Source organism: Odoribacter sp. AF15-53, from assembly GCF_003479425.1.
Classification (GTDB): domain Bacteria; phylum Bacteroidota; class Bacteroidia; order Bacteroidales; family Marinifilaceae; genus Butyricimonas.
The window spans coordinates 1-18,755 of the sequence record NZ_QUHC01000019.1 but is presented as its reverse complement, the minus strand read 5'-3'; the positions used below and the strand labels follow the sequence as shown (position 1 = coordinate 18,755).

Here is an 18,755-nt window from a genome sequence, read left to right as displayed (position 1 = left end):
TTAAAATTCGAAATATGAGTATATACAATACAGCGGTCAACAAACCTATCTCGACCTTAATGGTTTTCCTTGCCATTATGGTATTGGGTGTTGCCTCTTATATACAATTGCCGGTGGACCAGTATCCCAAAATGGACCCGCCCTATATCACGGTAATGGCAACTTACCCCGGAGCTAACGCTGCCGATATTGAAGAGAACGTGACCAAGATTCTTGAGGACCAGTTAAACTCCGTGGATGACTTGAAGGAGATGACATCCACCTCTTACGATAACCTGGCGGTAATTTCGCTGGAGTTCGAGTGGGAAGTGAATCTCGATGAAGCGTCTAACGACGTCCGGGATGCCGTGGATAAATCCATGTCCGGGCTTCCGGATGATATCGACCGACCGACGATCATGCGTTTCAACACGTCTATGATGCCGATCCTGATCTACGCTATCACGGCAGAAGAGTCTTACCCGGGTATCGACAAGATTTTGGACGATAAGTTAATCACCCGTTTGAATCGGGTTGACGGGGTGGCCTCCGTTATCGTTGCCGGAGCACCGGAGCGGGTTGTTTACGTCGATCTTGACCCGAACAAGATGGAAGCTTATAACCTGACGTTGGAACAAATCGGGAACAAGATTCTCGCTGAAAATAAAGATATCTCTTCCGGTAACGTGAAAATGGGTCAGATGGACTACACGTTGCGCGTGGAAGGAGAATTCGAGGAGAGTGACCAGATCAAGAATATCGTGCTGGGGACTCAAAATGACAAAGTGATTTACCTGCACGATGTTGCTTCTGTCCGCGACACGTTGAAAGATATTACCCTAGAGCAAACGATTAACCGGGGTAAAGGTGGCGTGTTGATGGTGACGAAACAAACGGACGCTAACGCTGTTGCCGTTGCCAAACAAGCCAAGAGCGAAATCGAGAAAACGATGAAAGAGTTGCCGGCGGATATCAAATTCCAGATTATCTCGGATAACTCGGACTTTATCGTGAAGTCTATCAACAATCTTCAGGACTCTTTGATGTACGCCTTGATTTTCGTGGTCTTGATCGTGTTCCTATTCCTGGGACGCTGGAGGGCAACCTTTATCATTGCGCTGACGATCCCGATCTCGTTGATCGTGGCCTTTATCTACCTGTTTGCAACGGGTGAATCATTAAACATTATCTCGCTGTCCTCGCTCTCCATAGCGATCGGTATGGTGGTGGACGACGCGATCGTGGTTCTGGAGAACGTCACGAAGCATATCGACCGCGGTAGCCGTCCGCGAGAAGCTGCCAAGTACGGAACGAACGAGGTTTGGTTGTCGGTTATCGTGACCACCCTGGTAACGGTTGCCGTGTTCTTCCCATTGACCTTGGTAAGCGGTATGACCGGAATCCTGTTCAAGCAATTGGGATGGATCGTTTGTATCACGGTATGTACGTCAACCGTAACGGCTATTTCGTTGACCCCGATGCTTTGTTCCCAGTTGATGAAGATTCAGGAGAAAACCGACTCGAGCAAGTTCAGTTTCTACCGGTTTGTTTCCTCCATGTTGGATAAACTGGATTCGGTTTACGAGAAATTGATCCGCTGGGTACTTGTACACAAGACGGTCACAATTTTATCTATGTTCGCCCTGTTCTTCGCATCCATGTTCTTGGCCAAATTGATCAAGACAGACTTTATGCCGCAGAATGACCAGAACTCATTGACTGTATATGCCAAAATGCAATCCGGCCAACGCGTGGAAATAACTAAAGAGGTCGCCTTGGATATCGACTCGATTATCCGTAAAGAGATTCCCGAAATCACGCTGATCAACCTGTCATACGGTAGCGAGGAAGAGGCTTCTTTCGCATCCATGATGAACAGCACGGGTAACAATATCCTAAACATGCGTTTGAGAACGCTTGATTTAAAAGATCGTAAACGTAGCGTGTTCGAAATCGCCGACCAAGTCCGCGGTATCCTGAAACGCTTCCCGGATATCTTGCAATACACCGTAACGACATCCAGCGGAGGTTCCATGGGTAGCAACTCGGTGGATATCGAAATCATGGGACATGACTTTAACACCACGACGAACCTGGCTCACAAGATCGCAACAGAGGCTCGCACGATTCCGGGAGCAGAGGATATCAAGATCAGTCGTGACGAGGATAAATCCGAATTGCGGGTGGTACTTGACCAGGATAAACTGGCCCGTCACGGGTTAACGACCTCGGAAGTCGGTTCTTACTTGCGTAACCGTATCTACGGATTCCGAAACAGTAAGTTTAAAGAGAACGGGGAGGAATACGATATTATCGTTCGTTTCGATGAGAAGTATCGTTCATCTATCACCGAAATCGAAAATATCCTGATCACTGATGGCAAGGGACAACGGGTTCGCTTGAAAGAACTCGGAGAGATTAAAGAGTACTTCTCTCCGCCAAATATCGAGCGTAAGAGCAAACAACGTATCCTGAAAGTGTCGATCACCCCGGCTGCCGGAGTAGCCATGGGAGATATCGCCGGAGCAGCCCAACAGTTAATTAACAAGTTGGAAGTTCCACAAGAAGTTTCCCTGTACATCGGAGGAGATTACGAAGACCAACAGGAGTCGTTCAGTTCTTTGATCATGTTGTTGCTTCTGTCGTTGATGTTGGTTTATATCGTGATGGCCGCCCAGTTCGAGTCATTCAAGATGCCGTTTATCATCATGTTGGCTATCCCGTTCGCCTTTACCGGAGTCGTTCTGGCCTTGTTGATCACGAATACGACGTTGAGTATCGTTGCCGCCTTGGGAGGTATCATGCTGGTGGGTATCGTGACCAAGAACGGTATCGTGTTGATCGACTTTATCAACTTGATGCGTGAAAGAGGTATCCGCCTTTACGATGCTATCGCTCAGGCTTGTCGTTCTCGTTTGCGTCCGGTGTTGATGACCTCGTTGACCACGATCCTGGGTATGGTGCCGATGGCATTGAGCGTGGGTGAAGGTTCCGAGACATGGCGCCCGATGGGTGTTGCCGTGATCGGTGGTATGATTTTCTCCACGATTATCACGATGGTGATTGTACCCGCCGTTTACGCAGCCATGGACAAGAGTGGTAGCCGCGACAAGAAGAAAGCTCTTAGCAAACAATTCAAGTTTATGAGTGATTTCAACGCGGAAAGAGACCTACCGAAAAAGAAATAAATAATTTATGATTTTAGATTCACGATTCTACTTATCGTGAATCTAAAATCAAAATCAAAAACAGTATGAAGAAAGCAGTATTTATAACTTATAATCAAGCCCTAACCGAACGGGTTGCCTTTATCCTTGATCAGTTGCAAATCAGAGGATTCACGCAATGGCCCCTGGTTAACGGAGCCGGGACGGTAGACGGGGAACCGAGAATGGGAACCCACACCTGGCCGGAAATGAACTCGGCCACGTTGACGATCGTGGAAGAAGAGATGGTTCCCTTGGTCCTGAAGTATGTTAAAAACCTGGACGAGGTGAATAAAGAAAACGGTATTCGAGCCTTCGTCTGGGATATCACGGATATGTATTAAAAAAGAGCCGAACGGCTCTTTTTTTGGTCCATAAAGTTTATAAGTCTGTAAGTCCAATGGCCTGTCGGAAGGAGTATCGTGACCCTACGGACGTTCAGACGATGAATAAAAAAAGAGCCTTCCGGCTCTTTTTTTATTCATCGTCTTTCAATGACTTAAATCCTCGCCCTAATATCTCTCGCGAATCGATCACGTTAATAAACGCTTCCGGATCAATTTCACGAATACGATGACGCAGAATCATCATTTCACGGCGAGTTAAAATAGTATAGATAATCTCACGGGAATCACCGTTATAAGCACCAATGGCGGGTAATATGGTTGCACCCCGATTGATATCTTTCAGAATAATATTTTTCACGGTTTCCACTTCTTTCGTCACGATCATCAAGGTCTTGTGAACAGAAGCTCCTTCGACGATCAAGTCGATGACCTTACCCTCGATGAACACGATAATCCAGGAATACATCGGTAATTTCCAGTCTCCGAAAGCCACAACAGTAGTCAGGGTAATGGTACAGTCAACAATGATTACCAATGTACCTAAAGAGATATGCGTGTACTTGTTCAGGATCATGGCGATGATGTCCGATCCTCCCGAAGTTGCACGAGATTTAAAGATCATACCGATACCGATACCGTAAACGATACCCCCGAAGATAGAGGATAATAATGGTTCTTGAAGCATCGCACGTTCTGTAATTCCCGGTTCGAGCAAAGCGTCAAAACCGTAAGTGTGGTGAATCAACCACATGAAGCCCGGAATAGCGAACGTACAGATAATGGTCTTAATCCCGAATTTTGCTCCCAGAAAATAAATTCCTAACAACAATAACGGAATATCCATACAAAGAGCCGCAGCCTCGGTTCTCCACCCCCACAAGTGATGGAATACCATAGACAAACCATAGGTCCCTCCCGGCGCGAACCCGTAAGGTTCGGCAAACATCACGGCACCCACGGCAAACACGAAACAACCACCCAGCAACCAAGCATAGGTAATAAAGAAGTCCTTAGAGAATAATTTCTCCTTAGTTACAAATCCCATACTAAATTTATTTTTATTTGAATTATTAATTTCACTTATTTTTAGCGGCACAAAAGTACAACTTGTTTTCGACTTTTTACAACGTTTTCGACTTCTCAAAATTTAATTTAACTATCTGATTTACATTATACTATAATTTAAAAATCATGCATAATTATACAGCTCATGTCATAATTATTCGAAAAACACAAACTACCCCCCGGAAAAAATAATTTTCAATTTCCAACTTTCAATTTCCAATTATTTTCTCTATGTTTGTGAACGTATTGGAGTGTTAATGTTTTCGTAACATTACGAGGGAATCCCGTGAGAGTCGGGAACTGTACCCGCAGCTGTAAGCTTCGTAACTTTAGTCTCTACTGCCACTGTCTGTACATGGATGGGAAGGCGACGAAAAGGGAGCAAGTCAGAAAACCTGCCAAGACGTAACTGTTTATGTAGCTTTCGGGAAGTGAAGCTGGCAAGATGTTTATCGTGAGTATCCACGATTTTCCTCTACCCCAATTTTCCAACAAGCATTGTTCTGTGAAATAAGTGAGCACGTGGTGAAGTGTAAAATATCTCTGCCAATTTTGTTTTACATTTGCATGACAAGCTCACTTATTTTTTTAGCAAATCTTCTAATTTTATTGCCTGAAAGATCAAATGAGCCTGAGAACTCTCGTACAAGATTCCCACGGTTTCTTCATCTATTACCGTCAAGCATGAATATCCCCAACTTCCCCCACTATCCAGCAAAAGACCGTCAGACCAAGTCAATCCCTGATCGCCGCTCCATTTGACGGAGATATCCGTTCGTGCTCGTGAGTTCGCAGGATTACTGAAGAATAACAAATCCCGGTAAGCGATTAAACTCGCCATACAAACCGGTTCGACAAGCGCCTTTCGGGAAGATGGGTGATCTTGCCATGTTTTACCCATATCCGAAGTGGTCATCACGGCACGCGTTCCTCCCCGGTTATCTCGCATATTTAACATCAAATCACCATTCTTGAGTTCCACTACTTGCGCCTCGGTCGTGTTGTCCCGTGCAGGAGTACCAATTTTCCACGTTTTCCCCCGATCACCGGAATAAACAATCGTTGCGTGAGGCATGTCATTCTTATCTACGAACTGGAAAGGAAATACCATCATTCCACTCTTCATCGTAATTCCCCGACCGGGCCCCTGTAAGAGTATACCCCAAGAAGGGTCCTTGATCTGTGAAGTTATATTTATCGGTTTTTCCCAAGTCTGTCCGTTATCACGGCTACGAGCCACAAGTACCTGAGCTGCTTGTTCCCCCGGCATCATGGCATTCTTACGGCATCCCGTCCATGCTCTCTGCCCGCCCATGCCATGCGTCCAAAGCGCCATGATCCACAAATCTTCACCCGTCGACAGGATGGCCGGATCTCCAACTCCATTCTGAGCATCCGGTAACCCGCCATATCCTCGCATATCCATAGCAACCTGCATCGGCAGCCAAGTTTTCCCCCCATCCCTACTACGAGAAACCCCGATTTGAATATCTTCCTGCAAGTCGGCAGAGTTATTGCGCCGGATATCGTAAACCGCAACCAATGTACCATCAGGAGCCGTTACCAAGCCGGGTATTCGATATGCCCGCACACCATCATCTCCCGCATCACGAACGATGACTGCCGGACGATGAATCGCTTGATTGTGCTCGTTCACCTTAATGGAGCCATTACTAGAAACCGCCGCCGTGACAGTCATTACAAATTTTTCGGTCAAAGGGGTATTCCGCGCCAATTTCAAACTGATCCAGAAGTAATTCACGAAATGAGGAAATAGTGTTTGTTTAAAATTCAAGGTCAGTTCCCGCTCAACTTTATCCTCCCGGGCTACAAAGATAGAATACGAAGAATTATCGTTCTTTACCGAATTGAGAGGCTTCGCCGTCCCCGCGTAATAAAAACTTACGTTTTCCACGTATTCCAGTGGCGTTTCCGGTGTAAATTTCAAGGTAATACTTTCCAACGCTTGGTCACCGGCACGCGTCTGCAGACACAATTCTGCTACCATGTTATTCTCCCGGTTGATCACAATCGGCAACGTAGGCTGGTAAACTGAAAGGATATCCTCCTGGCCTTTTGCCGAAAAGAGGGATAACACGAGAGTCACGAGAAATAAGAATCTTAACATTTCTTATATATTTTTCCTGTAATATTTTTTCACCAAAGGTAGAGCTTCACCCGGGACCAAGCCGGTAATATCTTTGTCCGCTACGATCATTTCCCTTATTGCTGTGGCAGACAAGGGAAATAAAGGAGCCTGTATCAAACGCATACCCGGCAACAAGTCTACTTGTTCTCCCAAACGAGGATAGACGAAAATAGGACAGTTTTTCAATATCCAACGAGCATCTTTCCACTTCGGAAAGGCCGACACGTTGTCTCCACCGATAACCAGGATAAATTCCCGATCAGGATGTTTGTCAAACAAGAGACGCAAAGTATCCACCGTGTAGGATGGTTTCGGCATGGTAAATTCAACATCACAAGCCTGCATCCGGGTATCATCCCGGATAGCAGCCTTGACAATCTCCAAACGTTCTGCCTCGGGCAATAAAAAGCGATCTATTTTAAACGGGTTACAAGGACTCACGATAAACCACACCTCATCACATAGCCCTTCTTCCAACAGGTAACGAGCAATCCCCACGTGCCCCTCGTGGATCGGGTTGAACGATCCGAAAAAAAGTCCCGTCACCGGTCGAGCGTGTTGTCTTGTCCCTTGAAATTCCATGTTTATTTTAAAAAATCCCGTACTGCTTTTTCTGCCTCGGCTAAAGCCGTTTCCAAATTGTCGTTCACGATAACCACGTCAAATTTATCTGCAAAGGTCAGTTCATATTCCGCCTTGGCTACCCGTTGTTCTATTTTTTCCATGGAATCCGTTCCCCGGCCGATTAACCGCTGGCGCAAGGCTTCTACCGAAGGGGCCTTCACGAATATGGAAAGCGCCTGCTCCCCGAATATCTTTTTGATATTCACCCCGCCAACAACATCTACGTCAAATACCACGGCATGCCCGGCTTTCCAGATCCTCTCCAATTCACTCTTCAATGTCCCGTAGAAACATCCCGGATACACTTCCTCCCACTCCAAAAAATCATCCTTTTCGATCCGCTGTTTAAACTCATCTGCCGTGAAAAAATAATACTCTTTCCCATGTCTCTCTTCCCCCCGAGGTGCCCTGCATGTCGCCGATACCGAAAACTCCAATCCCAAATCTTTCGCCAACAAATAATTGACAATCGTACTCTTCCCCGATCCACTGGGAGCTGAAAAAATAACTACCCTCTTTTTCATTAGTTCATAAAGTTTATAAGGTTTATAAAGTTCATAAAGTTATAATTTCTTTATAAAGTTCGATAGCATTTTTGATATTGTTTCAGTTTCCGTCAATAGCTCAGAGAAAGTATTTTCACCCATTATAGAAATTTCTTTCGCCAAATAAAGCATCGAGCGTACTTCTCCACAGGATCCTTTAGCGATATAAAGAAACTGTTTGAATTCAAGATTAGATTTTCTCTCATAGCCTTCAGCAATATTGTTCATCACAGACACTGCAGCCCTTTGAATTTGATCTTTAAAGCTATAATCCCTGCAATCACCAAAAAGATCATAAATTCTTTTAGCCAAGTCCCGAACTTTCTGCCAAGCAAGTATATCCTCAAACCTCTCAATCTTCATTACTTTATAAACTTTATAAACCTTATGAACTTTATAAACTCATAGTACATTAAGACTCTGCTCCTTAATTTTTTCGAGTTCGTCTTTCATGCGGACTACCAGCTTCTGGATATCGTGGTCGTTGGCTTTGGAACCCATGGTATTGATTTCACGACCGATTTCCTGAGCGATAAAGCCGAGTTTGCGTCCCGGGGCTTCTTCTTTCTCCACGGTCTCGATGAAGTATTTGCAATGATTGGCCAAACGAACTTTTTCCTCCGTGATGTCGAGTTTTTCCAGGTAATAGATGATCTCTTGTTCCAAGCGATTCTCGTCGATATTCTTGATCTCTCCCCACTCTTTCATCTTGTCTTGGAGGCGTTGTTTAATCGTGACAACACGTTGTTTCTCGAATTGAGGGACTTCCGCAGACAAACTCTTGATTAAATCCACCCGTTTCAGAATATCCGCGATCAAAACTTTTCCTTCTTGAATCCGGAATTGATCGACATCAGACAAAGCTTTCTCGATCGCCTCCCTCAAACAATTCCAAGCCTCCTCGTCCAATTCTTCCATCCGGGCTTGCATCGTGTCCGGGAAACGCATGATCGTTTGCAATAATTCTCCTTTATTTACTTCCACTCCCAATGAAGTGGCAACCTCCAGCATCTGATCGTAATACTGCTTTACGACCGACCGGTTCACGGCAACATCCTTGTCATCCTCTGCGTTATCGAAATAGATATACATATCCACCTTACCACGTTCCAAAACATTCTTTATCATGTTTCGGATCTCAATATCTTTTTCTTTGAAAATACTCGGAGTCCTTAGATTAATATCCAATTGTTTTGAATTCAGACTTTTTACTTCTACAATCACTTTCTTTGTGCCGCAGTCTACCGTTGCTTTACCGAAACCGGTCATTGATTTTATCATATACTCTTGTTTTTTATACAAACATTTAGCTACAAAAGTAAGGCTTTTTTTGAAAATCCCCTGTCGAATATCTACCTTTGTTCGATTTATTGAATAATCGAAAAATTATAGTAATCATGGATGCAAATCATCTCTCTGCTTTTCAAAAAGGAGTTGTCGGAGTTCAATTTCTCTTTGTCGCTTTCGGATCAACCGTACTTGTCCCTTTACTCGTGGGATTAGACCCGTCAACCGCACTTCTCACGGCAGGGATCGGAACCTTGATTTTTCATCTGGTTACAAAAGGTATTGTCCCCATTTTCCTCGGAAGTAGTTTCGCGTTTATCGCACCGATTATTAAAGCCAGTGAATTATACGGCATGGCAGGCGCCCTCTCAGGTATGATCGCTGTCGGGGCCGTGTACGGACTTATGAGTTTACTCGTGAAATTGCGAGGAACTGATTTCATCAAAAGGTTATTTCCCCCGATCGTGATCGGTCCGGTGATCATCCTGATCGGGCTATCCCTGGCCGGTTCCGGGGTCAAGATGGCAAGTGAAAACTGGTTGTTGGCACTAATATCTCTAATTACTGCTGTCGTTGTCTCCTTGAAAGCGAAGGGGTTGTTGAAGTTGATTCCTATCTTTTGCGGAATTATTGTCGGGTATCTCGTTGCCCTTTTCTTTTTCGACGTGGATACCACCCCGATCAAGGAAGCAGCCTGGTTTGCCATGCCTCAATTGGTAACCCCGAAGTTCTCCTGGGAAGCCATCATTTACATGCTTCCCGTGGCGATCGCTCCCGTTATTGAACATATCGGTGATGTCTATGCCGTGAACAGTGTTGCCGGAAAAGACTTTATCAAGAATCCCGGACTGCATCGCACCCTGTTAGGTGATGGTATCGCCTGCGCTTTTGCCGGACTGATCGGGGGACCTCCCGTAACAACTTACTCCGAAGTGACGGGGGCGGTCTCCCTGACGAAAGTGACCAATCCTGCAGTGATTCGTATTGCCGCTATCACGGGTATCATATTTTCCGTCTTCGGCAAAGTGAGTGCCTTGCTAAAATCCATACCACCTTCCGTTTTGGGAGGTATCATGTTGCTCTTATTCGGGACGATCGCCTCCTTGGGCATGAACAATCTCATTCAAAACAAGGTCGATCTTTCCAATACCAGAAACATGATTATCGTTTCGCTTATTCTCACTTTCGGCATCGGCGGCGCAGCTTTCGAATGGGGAAATTTTTCCATGTCGGGTATCGGTCTTGCCGCTCTACTGGGGGTTGTCTTGAATCTAGTTCTACCGATGAAAGAATCGTAAGAACAGTGCTTTATGAATAAAAGATTTAGCACTCTTTGACATACGGGAAACAGAAATAATGCTTATATTTGTAATATCCTTTAATTGAAAGGAGATAATATCATGACCACAATGGAATTAGATGCTCGGAAAGCCAAATTAGTTAGAGAAATTTTAACTGAGGTGAACAGCATTGAATTACTGGAAAAAATTTCCAAGTATTTGCATAAGCATCTACAACAAACCATGAATCGCCCTTGTCAATTTACAGTAGAAGAACTTGAGCAAGTTTTGGAACAAAGTCAAGAAGATATCAAAAAAGGAAATATCAGTACACACGAAGATATGGTAAAAGAAGTGTTCAGCAAATTTCGTTGATACATGAAAATTATCTGAACTCATATAGCCAAAATTCAAGCTTACGAAATTCTTTTATACGGGAAACAAGTATTCGGAGTGGTTGTTGCCTCCAAATTGGCAAGAAAGATGGAAAAAAATGATTCTCTTCTTATTGCTAATCCCCTTTTAGGTTCTATCGAACCTGTACTTGAAAAACATCCCCTTGGGTACCGATATCTAATGATAAACTCAATCTTTAAAGAAATCTATTATATCGACAAAGATTCCATCTATATCGTGGCGATCTGGGATTGTCGCCAGAATCCAATTACATTACAAGACATACTTCCCGAATAACATATTTTCTATTTCCTTTTATTATCAACATTCCCCATTCTGTAACAAAAAGATAATCGTTTTGCAACATTAGGTTCATATAATCAGCGGAACTTGCAGTTGCAAAAAAGCAAGAAAATATTGAACTAAAATTGATAGAAAATGAGAAATTTATTATTTACATCTATCCTTATTTTGGCGGTTATTTTTAATTGTAACGCCACTTCAGAAGGAAACAAATCCACGAAAAAAGCAACTCTTTCGGGTGCGGGTGCTACTTTTCCACTTCCTTTTTACAACCTGGCATTCAAAACCTACCAAGAGAAAACCGGAAACTCCGTGACTTACGGCGGTATCGGTAGTGGCGGCGGTATCCGGAGCCTAAAAGACAAGATCGTTGACTTCGGGGGATCTGATGCCTATCTTTCTGAAAAAGAGATGAACGAAATGCCGGCCGCCACCATTCATATCCCAACTTGTATGGGAGCCGTGGTTTTAGCCTATAACCTTGCGGGTGTGAAAGATTTAAAATTAACAGGCGACATCGTTGCCGATATTTACTTGGGTAAAATCACGAAATGGAACGATAAACGCATCCAAGAAATCAACTCCGGCATAAATCTACCTGACAAAGAGATCCATCCGGTTTATCGTTCTGACGGCAGCGGGACCACGTTTGTTTTCAGCGATTACATGACAAAGGTAAGCCCGGAATGGGCTGAAAAGATCGGAACCGGAAAATCATTGAAATGGCCCGTCGGGATGGCTGCTAAAGGAAATCCCGGTGTTGCCGGAGTCATCAGCCAAACAGCTGGAACTATCGGTTACGTGGGTTCGGAATACGCTTTTGCCCTGAAAATCCAGTTCGCCCAAATGAAAAATGCTGCCGGGAACTATATCACCCCGAACACGGAAAGCATTTCTGCCGCAGCCAAGGGAGACATGCCCGCCGATACTCGTACCATGATCACGAATTCAGCCGCACCGGATGCTTACCCGATCAGTTGTTTTACCTGGATTCTTCTCTACAAAGAACAGGCTTACGCGGACAGAAGTATCGATCAGGCTGAAGCAACGTTAAAATTACTCGATTGGATGTTAAGCCCGGAAGCCCAAGCTCTGACGACAAAAGTAAACTACTCACCACTCCCTCAGAAAGCCGTGGAGAACGCTAAAACTCTTCTGAAATCAGTTACCTATAACGGAAAAACCATTTTAAAATAACAATATTCATTTATCGAACATTGTTATTTATAAAACTATTTTTCATCCTGGCAGGGCTGTCTATAAAATGACAGCCCTCTCCTTGTATAAATATATAGAAAACACCTCGAAGTTGATATTTTCCATTATATTTTGAACCGGAAAATCATTATCTTTGCAACCTAAATCTAAAATTTCATAGATGAAGAACATTAGGAATTTCTGTATTATCGCACATATTGATCACGGCAAGAGTACACTTGCCGACCGTTTGTTGGAAACGACCGGAACTGTCGTGGGGAAAGATCTACAAGCACAGGTGCTTGATGACATGGATCTGGAACGAGAACGAGGGATCACCATCAAAAGCCACGCGATACAGATGGATTATATCTATAAAGGGGAGAAATACGTTCTTAACTTGATTGACACCCCGGGACACGTGGACTTCTCTTACGAGGTTTCTCGTTCTATCGCTGCCTGCGAGGGGGCTCTACTGATCGTGGATGCCACACAGGGAATCCAGGCCCAAACGATCTCGAACCTCTACCTTGCTATTGATAATAACTTGGAGATTATTCCCGTGTTGAATAAAATGGATATGCCCAACGCCATGCCCGAGGAGGTAAAAGATCAAATTGAAGAATTGATCGGTTGTGAACGGGAAGATATTATCGAAGCCAGCGGGAAAACCGGACTGGGAGTCGATAAAATTCTGGAAGCCGTGGTAGAAAGAATACCCGCACCTACCGGGGACCCTGATGCCCCTCTTCAAGCGTTGGTTTTCGACTCGGAATTTAACTCGTTCCGGGGAATTATCACCTATTGCCGGATCATGAACGGCAGCCTGAAAAAGGGCGATAAAGTTAAGTTCGTGAGCACGGGCAAAGAATATGATGCCGACGAGATCGGCGTGTTGCGTCTGGAACAGGAACCACGAGCCGAGTTAAGTACCGGTAACGTGGGATATATCATTTCCGGAATCAAGACCTCCTCTGAAGTTCGCGTGGGAGATACGATCACGCATGTTGAACGTCCCTGCTCGGAAGCGATTGACGGGTTCGAGGAAGTAAAACCTATGGTATTTGCCGGAATTTATCCCATTGACTCGGAAGATTATGAAGACTTGCGTGCTTCCATCGAGAAATTACAGTTAAATGATGCTTCCCTGACTTTCGAGCCGGAATCATCTGCCGCATTGGGATTCGGATTCCGTTGCGGATTCCTCGGTATGTTACACATGGAAATCGTGCAGGAACGTCTGGACCGGGAATTCGATATGAACGTGATTACCACGGTCCCGAACGTGATGTATATCGCCCATACCACGAAAGGAGAAGTTTTCGAGATGCACAATCCTTCCGATATGCCTTCCCCAACCGTACTTGATTTCATCGAGGAACCCTATATCAAGGCGCAAATCATCACCCCGACAGATTATATCGGGCAAATCATGACGCTTTGTTTAGGTAAACGCGGTGTACTGATAAAACAGCACTACCTGACGGGAAACCGTATCGAATTGAATTACGAGATGCCATTGGCTGAAATCGTGTTCGACTTTTACGATAAATTGAAAAGTATCACGAAAGGATACGCCTCTTTCGACTATTTCCAAATCGGTTATCGCCGGGCAAATCTGGTGAAACTGGATATCCTGTTGAATGGAGAATCGGTAGATGCCTTATCAGCCTTGATTCACTTTGATAACGCTTATTCTTTCGGAAAACGGATTTGCGAGAAACTAAAAGAACTTATTCCCCGCCAACAATTCGATATTGCCATACAGGCGGCTATCGGGGCGAAGATCATTTCCCGCGAAACGATCAAGGCTGTTCGCAAGGACGTGACTGCGAAATGTTACGGTGGCGATATCTCCCGTAAACGTAAGCTGTTGGAAAAACAGAAAAAAGGAAAGAAGCGAATGAAACAAATCGGTAACGTGGAGGTTCCGCAAAAAGCGTTCCTTGCCGTGCTGAAACTGGATTAAAAGTCTTCGGATTGATCAATAAAATAAAAACCAGTATTCATTACTGAATATTGGTTTTTATTTTATTGCTTTTCTTGTATAAAACGAACAACTATTTCAATACATGATTACTCATCTTGCTCTTTTATATAAAAGAATTTCCCTTCATCATTATTATCAAGACATATTGATTTCCATGTTACACCACCATAAAATTCACATTCGCAATACTCCTCATAGCAACACTCCCGATCAAAAATATTCATCATGGTCAACACAGCTATCGGATACAATTCCATATCGCCAAGTTCCCAAGCATATCGAATAATATCGCCAATATCATCATACCCAGCTTCAAAAATTTGAAATCGTTTCCATGAACTTTCTTTCATACTATCCAGATGACTCGTTTCTCCCACATTCTCTTCCACTTGCCGATATAATTGATCCCAATATCTCTCCCATTGCTCAAGCATTTTAGGAATAAAATCTATTTTTTCAATACCGCCATCCAAATATATTTCACTCCAAATATACTCATCTGTCTCTGTATAAATCTCCTCGTAACATTCATTCTCTATAAGAGTCTTTAATTCCCAAGTTTTTCCTTGATAAGTATCAATTACATATTTCTTATTATTTGTTACAAATTCTACTGTTTGCCCTACAGTCCTAACTTTATACCGCCCTTTCGATAATCCTGAAAATTGTTCAAAAGCCCGAACAAAATCTTTGTATTTATATATATCCTTCCCTAGATTATCCCAATCAAACAATACTCCTGCAAGCTTTTGAATCCCTTCTTCTTCTACGATAGATTCTATTTCATATTTAATACTCTCAAGTATATTTGAAACATCTTTCAATTTTAAAGATAAATATTTATCCCTTATAAATTGCTTCAAATCCCAAAGAGTGTAATAATAAGGATCTTTCCAGTCTAATTCTTCCTTTTCTTTATCCCAACTATTTACATCCGGATTATATCCTAAAACAATATTTATCTTGTTTTTTTTCTCTTTCAAACAACAAAGTAGTCCCTTCTTAACATCAATCTTATAAAATATTTCCAGATCAAAAGGCGTATTTTTTATTGACTTATTATCAGATAAAACCTTGTCGTCTTCATCCGCTTCAAAAGGATAATTAACAAGTATATTTTCAAATCGCTCTCTTGCATCGACATTTAACAAATTCTCATACGGAATAATCACCTTGAATTCTTTAGAAGTTCTAACAATTTTCTCTTCCGTCAATAAAAACCAATATATCTTACCTTCAGAAAAATCATCCAGAATAATGAAAAAAGGGTTCCGTTCACCAAGAGTAAGCCAATAATCTTTATGTTCTTGAGAAAAATAGAATGTAACCCCATGACGTCCACGATAAAAATTACTTTCCCCTCCTTTTATTTGAAGAAAACCCACTTTTCCAGTGAGTCTTTTTTGATATGCCATCTCTATTAAAACATCAAATCCCCAATCTTGATTCTGCTCTTTAAATCCCCATCCCCACTCTGAAAAAATCAATGCTACTTCATGAAAGGCTTTTCTTTCTTCTCTTATTGTTATCATTTGTAAAAGCATTAAAATAATTAATCACAAGCCATTCAATTACACCCCGCCCTCAAATAATTGCTTGAAATATAAAATAACAAAACGCTGTAGTTCTCTCTTCAAAGATAGAATATTTATATCACATTTTCTTCTTCAAAATCATTTTTCTTATAGAATATCGCTAACAAAAACTTCTCTGAACGAGCAATGAATCTACTAATTAACTTCACAAACTACTATACTATCCCGATAGTCTCCACATTTTGCCTGCACCTCTCCATCCGGCGCAATCACACAACTTTCTCCCTTGTAAGTAATTCCGGTAAAATCAGTCCCGGCACAGTTAACGGCAATAACATACGCCTTGTTTTCCATTGCTCGTTCACGCAGAAGTTCGTTCCAATCCGCACTTCGGGATTCCGGCCAGTTGGCGATATAAATTGCAGCATCGTACTCTCCATTATTCCGGCTCCATTCCGGGAAACGAAGATCGTAACAGATATACGTAGAAAAACGCAATCCTTTCCAAGATAAGGTCAAATGTTTATCTCCCGGTGAAAAACTTCCTTTTTTAAAACAATTATGCTTGTCATAGTATTGATAATTTCCATCGGGAAAAACTGCCAGCAAACGGTTATAATATTTCCCATCTTCCTTATAGATCGTAGAGCCGATAATCAAAGCCTTGGAACGTTTTGCCCATTTTTTCATTCTCCGGATCACTTCCGGATAATAAGAAGCTATCTTATCCTTTGTACGATCAGCCTCTTCCCGATCCCGCTTCTTCATCTCGCACCCGGAAGTGAAAAGTTCAGGGAACACGATCACATCGCATCCCTCGCAAAGAGGAACCCGCTTATCAAAAGCGAACAAATTCGCTTTCACATCTCCCCATATCAAATGTGCCTGCACGAGAGCGACCTTGACGGGTTTCATTTCTTGACCTTTTACCATTGAAGGTAAAATAGATAAAACGACAAATAATATACAAGACAATATTTTCATGATTTCATATCTTAGTTTCCTTTATGATTTTCCTCCATAAACAATTCTTTTTACAAAACTACAACTAAAAAGTTAAATATACTCGTTTTACAGTTTTTAGCAAATATGTAAAAACGTCTCGTCAAGCTTTTTTCCTTTTCGGTAGAAAACTTCATAAGACGCATTATTTAGCAAATATTTGTACCAATTATACAAATGTTTGTTTACAATTCAAAGCCATACTGGAAATATCTCAGATTATCTCTAACTTTGTCAAAAAAAAGAACGCTATGCCAAATACAATTATATTCAACGCTCGTATCATTACCATGAACGAGAACATGGAGATCATCAAAAACGGTTCTATCCAGATAGAAGGAATGCAAATTCAAGAAATACGTCCCGGTAAAATAGAATCCGTCGACGCGGAATATTTTGACGCGGAAGGAATGATCGTGATGCCCGGATTCATCAACACGCACACACACGTTCCCATGACCATGCTGCGCGGATATGCGGATGATCTTCCCCTTCACACGTGGCTAAACGATCATATCTTCCCGGCCGAGGCTCGTTTGGTGACTCCGGAAAATGTTGCCGTGGCCACTCGACTCGCTTTCATTGAAATGATTAAATCGGGAACAACCTGTTTCAATGATATGTACTTCTTTGAAAATATCATCGCCTCGGAAGCCAAGAAAGTCGGAATCCGGGCTGTTGTCGGAGAATCACTTATCGACTTCCCGACACCTAGTTTCCGCACGCTTGATGAAGGCATTGCCCGTTGTGAATCCCTTATCCAGCAATGGTATGGAGACCATCTCATCCACCCGACGGTTTGCGCACATTCACCATACACTTGCTCCAAAGAGACCTTGCGAAAAGCAAAAGAAATAGCCGAGAAATATAATATACCCCTCCACATACACGTGGCCGAAACCCGCAAAGAAGTTGAGGATATCACGGCACAAACAGGCGCCTCTCCCGCCGAATATCTCTACTCCATCGGCTTACTTGACCGGAACGTGATCGCAGCCCATTCTGTCTGGCTTAACCCGAAAGAGATCGAATTATACGCCCGGACTCGAACCTCCGTGGCCCATTGCCCGAAAAGTAATCTAAAACTCGCCAGCGGGATGGCCGACACAGACTCTTACCTGAAAGCCGGAATAAACGTGAGTATCGGGACCGATGGTACAGCAAGCAACAATACTCTCGACATGATCGAGGAAATGCGTTTCGCCGCCCTTCTCCCGAAAGGCATCCATTATAATCCGGAAGCCGTTAACGCTCGTACTGCCCTTCGCATGGCGACTATTAACGGGGCAAAAGCTCTCGGAATCGACCATATTACCGGATCACTCGAAGTGGGCAAACGGGCCGATCTGATCCTACTCCATGCCAACGCCAGCAACATGATTCCTGTCTACGACGAGTACTCCGCCATCGTTTACGCATCCAACAGCAAAAACGTCCGTTCCTCCATGGTCAACGGGAAATGGATCATGCGAAATCGGGACGTATTGCACATCGACAAAGAAGAAACCATGAATGCCATGCAACACATTGCTGAAACCGCTGTATGACAGCCACAAAACGAAGTAATAGATTAATTTTTCATTTTCAATTATCCATTTTCAATTCTCAATTATATTCGTTAGTTTTGCAAACCTTTTTACAAAGAAAAGAGTTTATAAATACTATAAACCCAATTAGATATGGAAAATAAAAATTATGGAGGACTCGACAACGAGTTTACGGCATACGAAACTGCCGAGATTGTAGTATTACCTGTACCTTATGACGGGACAAGCACGTGGTTAAAGGGGGCAGATAAAGGTCCCGATGCAATCCTTGAAGCATCGGCAAACATGGAACTCTACGATATT

General features: G+C 43.1%; 16 protein-coding genes and 1 riboswitch. Of the genes, 8 read left to right on the top strand and 8 right to left on the bottom strand.

What is annotated here, in order from left to right; translation table 11 throughout:
* The first annotated feature begins 14 nt into the window (after positions 1–14).
* Positions 15–3,167: an efflux RND transporter permease subunit gene (locus DWW52_RS19785; RefSeq protein WP_118717613.1), complete on the top strand. Its 3,153-nt coding sequence runs from the start codon at positions 15–17 to the stop codon at positions 3,165–3,167.
* Positions 3,168–3,232: 65 nt separating this feature from the next.
* Positions 3,233–3,529 (top strand): PG0541 family transporter-associated protein, encoded by a 297-nt coding sequence (locus DWW52_RS19780; protein ID WP_118717611.1) that lies wholly within the window; start codon positions 3,233–3,235, stop codon positions 3,527–3,529.
* Positions 3,530–3,662: 133 nt separating this feature from the next.
* On the opposite strand, the gene DWW52_RS19775 is transcribed toward DWW52_RS19780, so the two are convergent.
* The 6 genes from DWW52_RS19775 to DWW52_RS19750 all read right to left on the bottom strand — a co-directional run bounded on the left by DWW52_RS19775 (position 3,663) and on the right by DWW52_RS19750 (position 9,196).
* Entirely contained in the window at positions 3,663–4,577 is a 915-nt protein-coding gene (locus DWW52_RS19775) for a YitT family protein (RefSeq protein WP_118717609.1), read from the bottom strand.
* 250 nt (positions 4,578–4,827) lie between these two features.
* A riboswitch (cobalamin riboswitch) is annotated at positions 4,828–5,015 on the top strand.
* A gap of 162 nt (positions 5,016–5,177) precedes the next feature.
* Positions 5,178–6,725, bottom strand: coding sequence for a sialidase family protein (locus tag DWW52_RS19770; RefSeq protein WP_118717607.1), 1,548 nt, complete (start codon positions 6,723–6,725; stop codon positions 5,178–5,180).
* Between the two features lie 3 nt (positions 6,726–6,728).
* Positions 6,729–7,328: a nicotinate (nicotinamide) nucleotide adenylyltransferase gene (nadD, locus tag DWW52_RS19765; RefSeq protein WP_118717605.1), complete on the bottom strand. Its 600-nt coding sequence runs from the start codon at positions 7,326–7,328 to the stop codon at positions 6,729–6,731.
* Positions 7,329–7,330: 2 nt separating this feature from the next.
* Entirely contained in the window at positions 7,331–7,894 is a 564-nt protein-coding gene (gene gmk, locus DWW52_RS19760) for a guanylate kinase (RefSeq protein ID WP_118717603.1), read from the bottom strand.
* A 39-nt stretch (positions 7,895–7,933) separates the two neighbouring features.
* Positions 7,934–8,278, bottom strand: coding sequence for a four helix bundle protein (locus DWW52_RS19755; RefSeq protein WP_118717601.1), 345 nt, complete (start codon positions 8,276–8,278; stop codon positions 7,934–7,936).
* A gap of 39 nt (positions 8,279–8,317) precedes the next feature.
* Positions 8,318–9,196 carry a YicC/YloC family endoribonuclease gene (locus DWW52_RS19750; RefSeq protein ID WP_118717599.1) on the bottom strand — a complete coding sequence of 293 codons (879 nt, stop codon included), beginning with the start codon at positions 9,194–9,196 and terminating at the stop codon, positions 8,318–8,320.
* Positions 9,197–9,312: 116 nt separating this feature from the next.
* Between DWW52_RS19750 and DWW52_RS19745 the strand changes: the two genes are divergently transcribed.
* The 4 genes from DWW52_RS19745 (at position 9,313) to lepA (ending at position 14,347) form a co-directional block, all read left to right on the top strand.
* On the top strand, positions 9,313–10,500 hold the full coding sequence (locus DWW52_RS19745) for a uracil-xanthine permease family protein (RefSeq protein WP_118717597.1): 1,188 nt from the start codon (positions 9,313–9,315) through the stop codon (positions 10,498–10,500).
* A 111-nt stretch (positions 10,501–10,611) separates the two neighbouring features.
* The gene (locus DWW52_RS19740) at positions 10,612–10,857 is read left to right on the top strand and encodes a hypothetical protein (protein ID WP_148315415.1); all 246 of its coding nucleotides are present in this window, start codon (positions 10,612–10,614) and stop codon (positions 10,855–10,857) included.
* A gap of 459 nt (positions 10,858–11,316) precedes the next feature.
* Complete coding sequence (gene pstS, locus DWW52_RS19730; protein ID WP_118717591.1) at positions 11,317–12,378, top strand: phosphate ABC transporter substrate-binding protein PstS; 1,062 nt, start codon at positions 11,317–11,319, stop codon at positions 12,376–12,378.
* Between the two features lie 181 nt (positions 12,379–12,559).
* On the top strand, positions 12,560–14,347 hold the full coding sequence (gene lepA, locus DWW52_RS19725) for a translation elongation factor 4 (protein WP_118717589.1): 1,788 nt from the start codon (positions 12,560–12,562) through the stop codon (positions 14,345–14,347).
* A gap of 107 nt (positions 14,348–14,454) precedes the next feature.
* On the opposite strand, the gene DWW52_RS19720 is transcribed toward lepA, so the two are convergent.
* A complete protein-coding gene (locus tag DWW52_RS19720; RefSeq protein WP_158582678.1) occupies positions 14,455–15,900 on the bottom strand; it encodes a DUF4365 domain-containing protein in 1,446 nt (481 codons plus the stop codon).
* A 198-nt stretch (positions 15,901–16,098) separates the two neighbouring features.
* Positions 16,099–16,887, bottom strand: coding sequence for a nitrilase-related carbon-nitrogen hydrolase (locus DWW52_RS19715; RefSeq protein WP_233556996.1), 789 nt, complete (start codon positions 16,885–16,887; stop codon positions 16,099–16,101).
* Between the two features lie 269 nt (positions 16,888–17,156).
* On the opposite strand from DWW52_RS19715, the gene DWW52_RS19710 reads away from it, so the two are divergent.
* Positions 17,157–18,452, top strand: a complete 1,296-nt coding sequence (locus DWW52_RS19710) for an amidohydrolase family protein (protein ID WP_233556995.1) — start codon at positions 17,157–17,159, stop codon at positions 18,450–18,452.
* 132 nt (positions 18,453–18,584) lie between these two features.
* On the top strand, positions 18,585–18,755 hold a 171-nt coding region (locus DWW52_RS21330), incomplete at its 3' end, for an arginase family protein (RefSeq protein ID WP_199692024.1).

Excerpts from the sequence above, each read along its gene's own strand:
- DWW52_RS19750 (WP_118717599.1), bottom strand. The coding sequence starts at position 9,196 with ATGATAAAATCAATGACCGGTTTCGGTAAAGCAACGGTAGACTGCGGC.
- DWW52_RS19755 (WP_118717601.1), bottom strand. The coding sequence starts at position 8,278 with ATGAAGATTGAGAGGTTTGAGGATATACTTGCTTGGCAGAAAGTTCGG.
- DWW52_RS19785 (WP_118717613.1), top strand. The coding sequence starts at position 15 with ATGAGTATATACAATACAGCGGTCAACAAACCTATCTCGACCTTAATG.
- gmk (WP_118717603.1), bottom strand. The coding sequence starts at position 7,894 with ATGAAAAAGAGGGTAGTTATTTTTTCAGCTCCCAGTGGATCGGGGAAG.
- DWW52_RS19710 (WP_233556995.1), top strand. The coding sequence starts at position 17,157 with ATGCCAAATACAATTATATTCAACGCTCGTATCATTACCATGAACGAG.
- DWW52_RS19780 (WP_118717611.1), top strand. The coding sequence starts at position 3,233 with ATGAAGAAAGCAGTATTTATAACTTATAATCAAGCCCTAACCGAACGG.
- DWW52_RS19720 (WP_158582678.1), bottom strand. The coding sequence starts at position 15,900 with ATGATAACAATAAGAGAAGAAAGAAAAGCCTTTCATGAAGTAGCATTG.
- nadD (WP_118717605.1), bottom strand. The coding sequence starts at position 7,328 with ATGGAATTTCAAGGGACAAGACAACACGCTCGACCGGTGACGGGACTT.
- DWW52_RS19770 (WP_118717607.1), bottom strand. The coding sequence starts at position 6,725 with ATGTTAAGATTCTTATTTCTCGTGACTCTCGTGTTATCCCTCTTTTCG.
- DWW52_RS19745 (WP_118717597.1), top strand. The coding sequence starts at position 9,313 with ATGGATGCAAATCATCTCTCTGCTTTTCAAAAAGGAGTTGTCGGAGTT.
- pstS (WP_118717591.1), top strand. The coding sequence starts at position 11,317 with ATGAGAAATTTATTATTTACATCTATCCTTATTTTGGCGGTTATTTTT.
- DWW52_RS19775 (WP_118717609.1), bottom strand. The coding sequence starts at position 4,577 with ATGGGATTTGTAACTAAGGAGAAATTATTCTCTAAGGACTTCTTTATT.
- DWW52_RS19740 (WP_148315415.1), top strand. The coding sequence starts at position 10,612 with ATGGAATTAGATGCTCGGAAAGCCAAATTAGTTAGAGAAATTTTAACT.
- lepA (WP_118717589.1), top strand. The coding sequence starts at position 12,560 with ATGAAGAACATTAGGAATTTCTGTATTATCGCACATATTGATCACGGC.
- DWW52_RS19715 (WP_233556996.1), bottom strand. The coding sequence starts at position 16,887 with ATGAAAATATTGTCTTGTATATTATTTGTCGTTTTATCTATTTTACCT.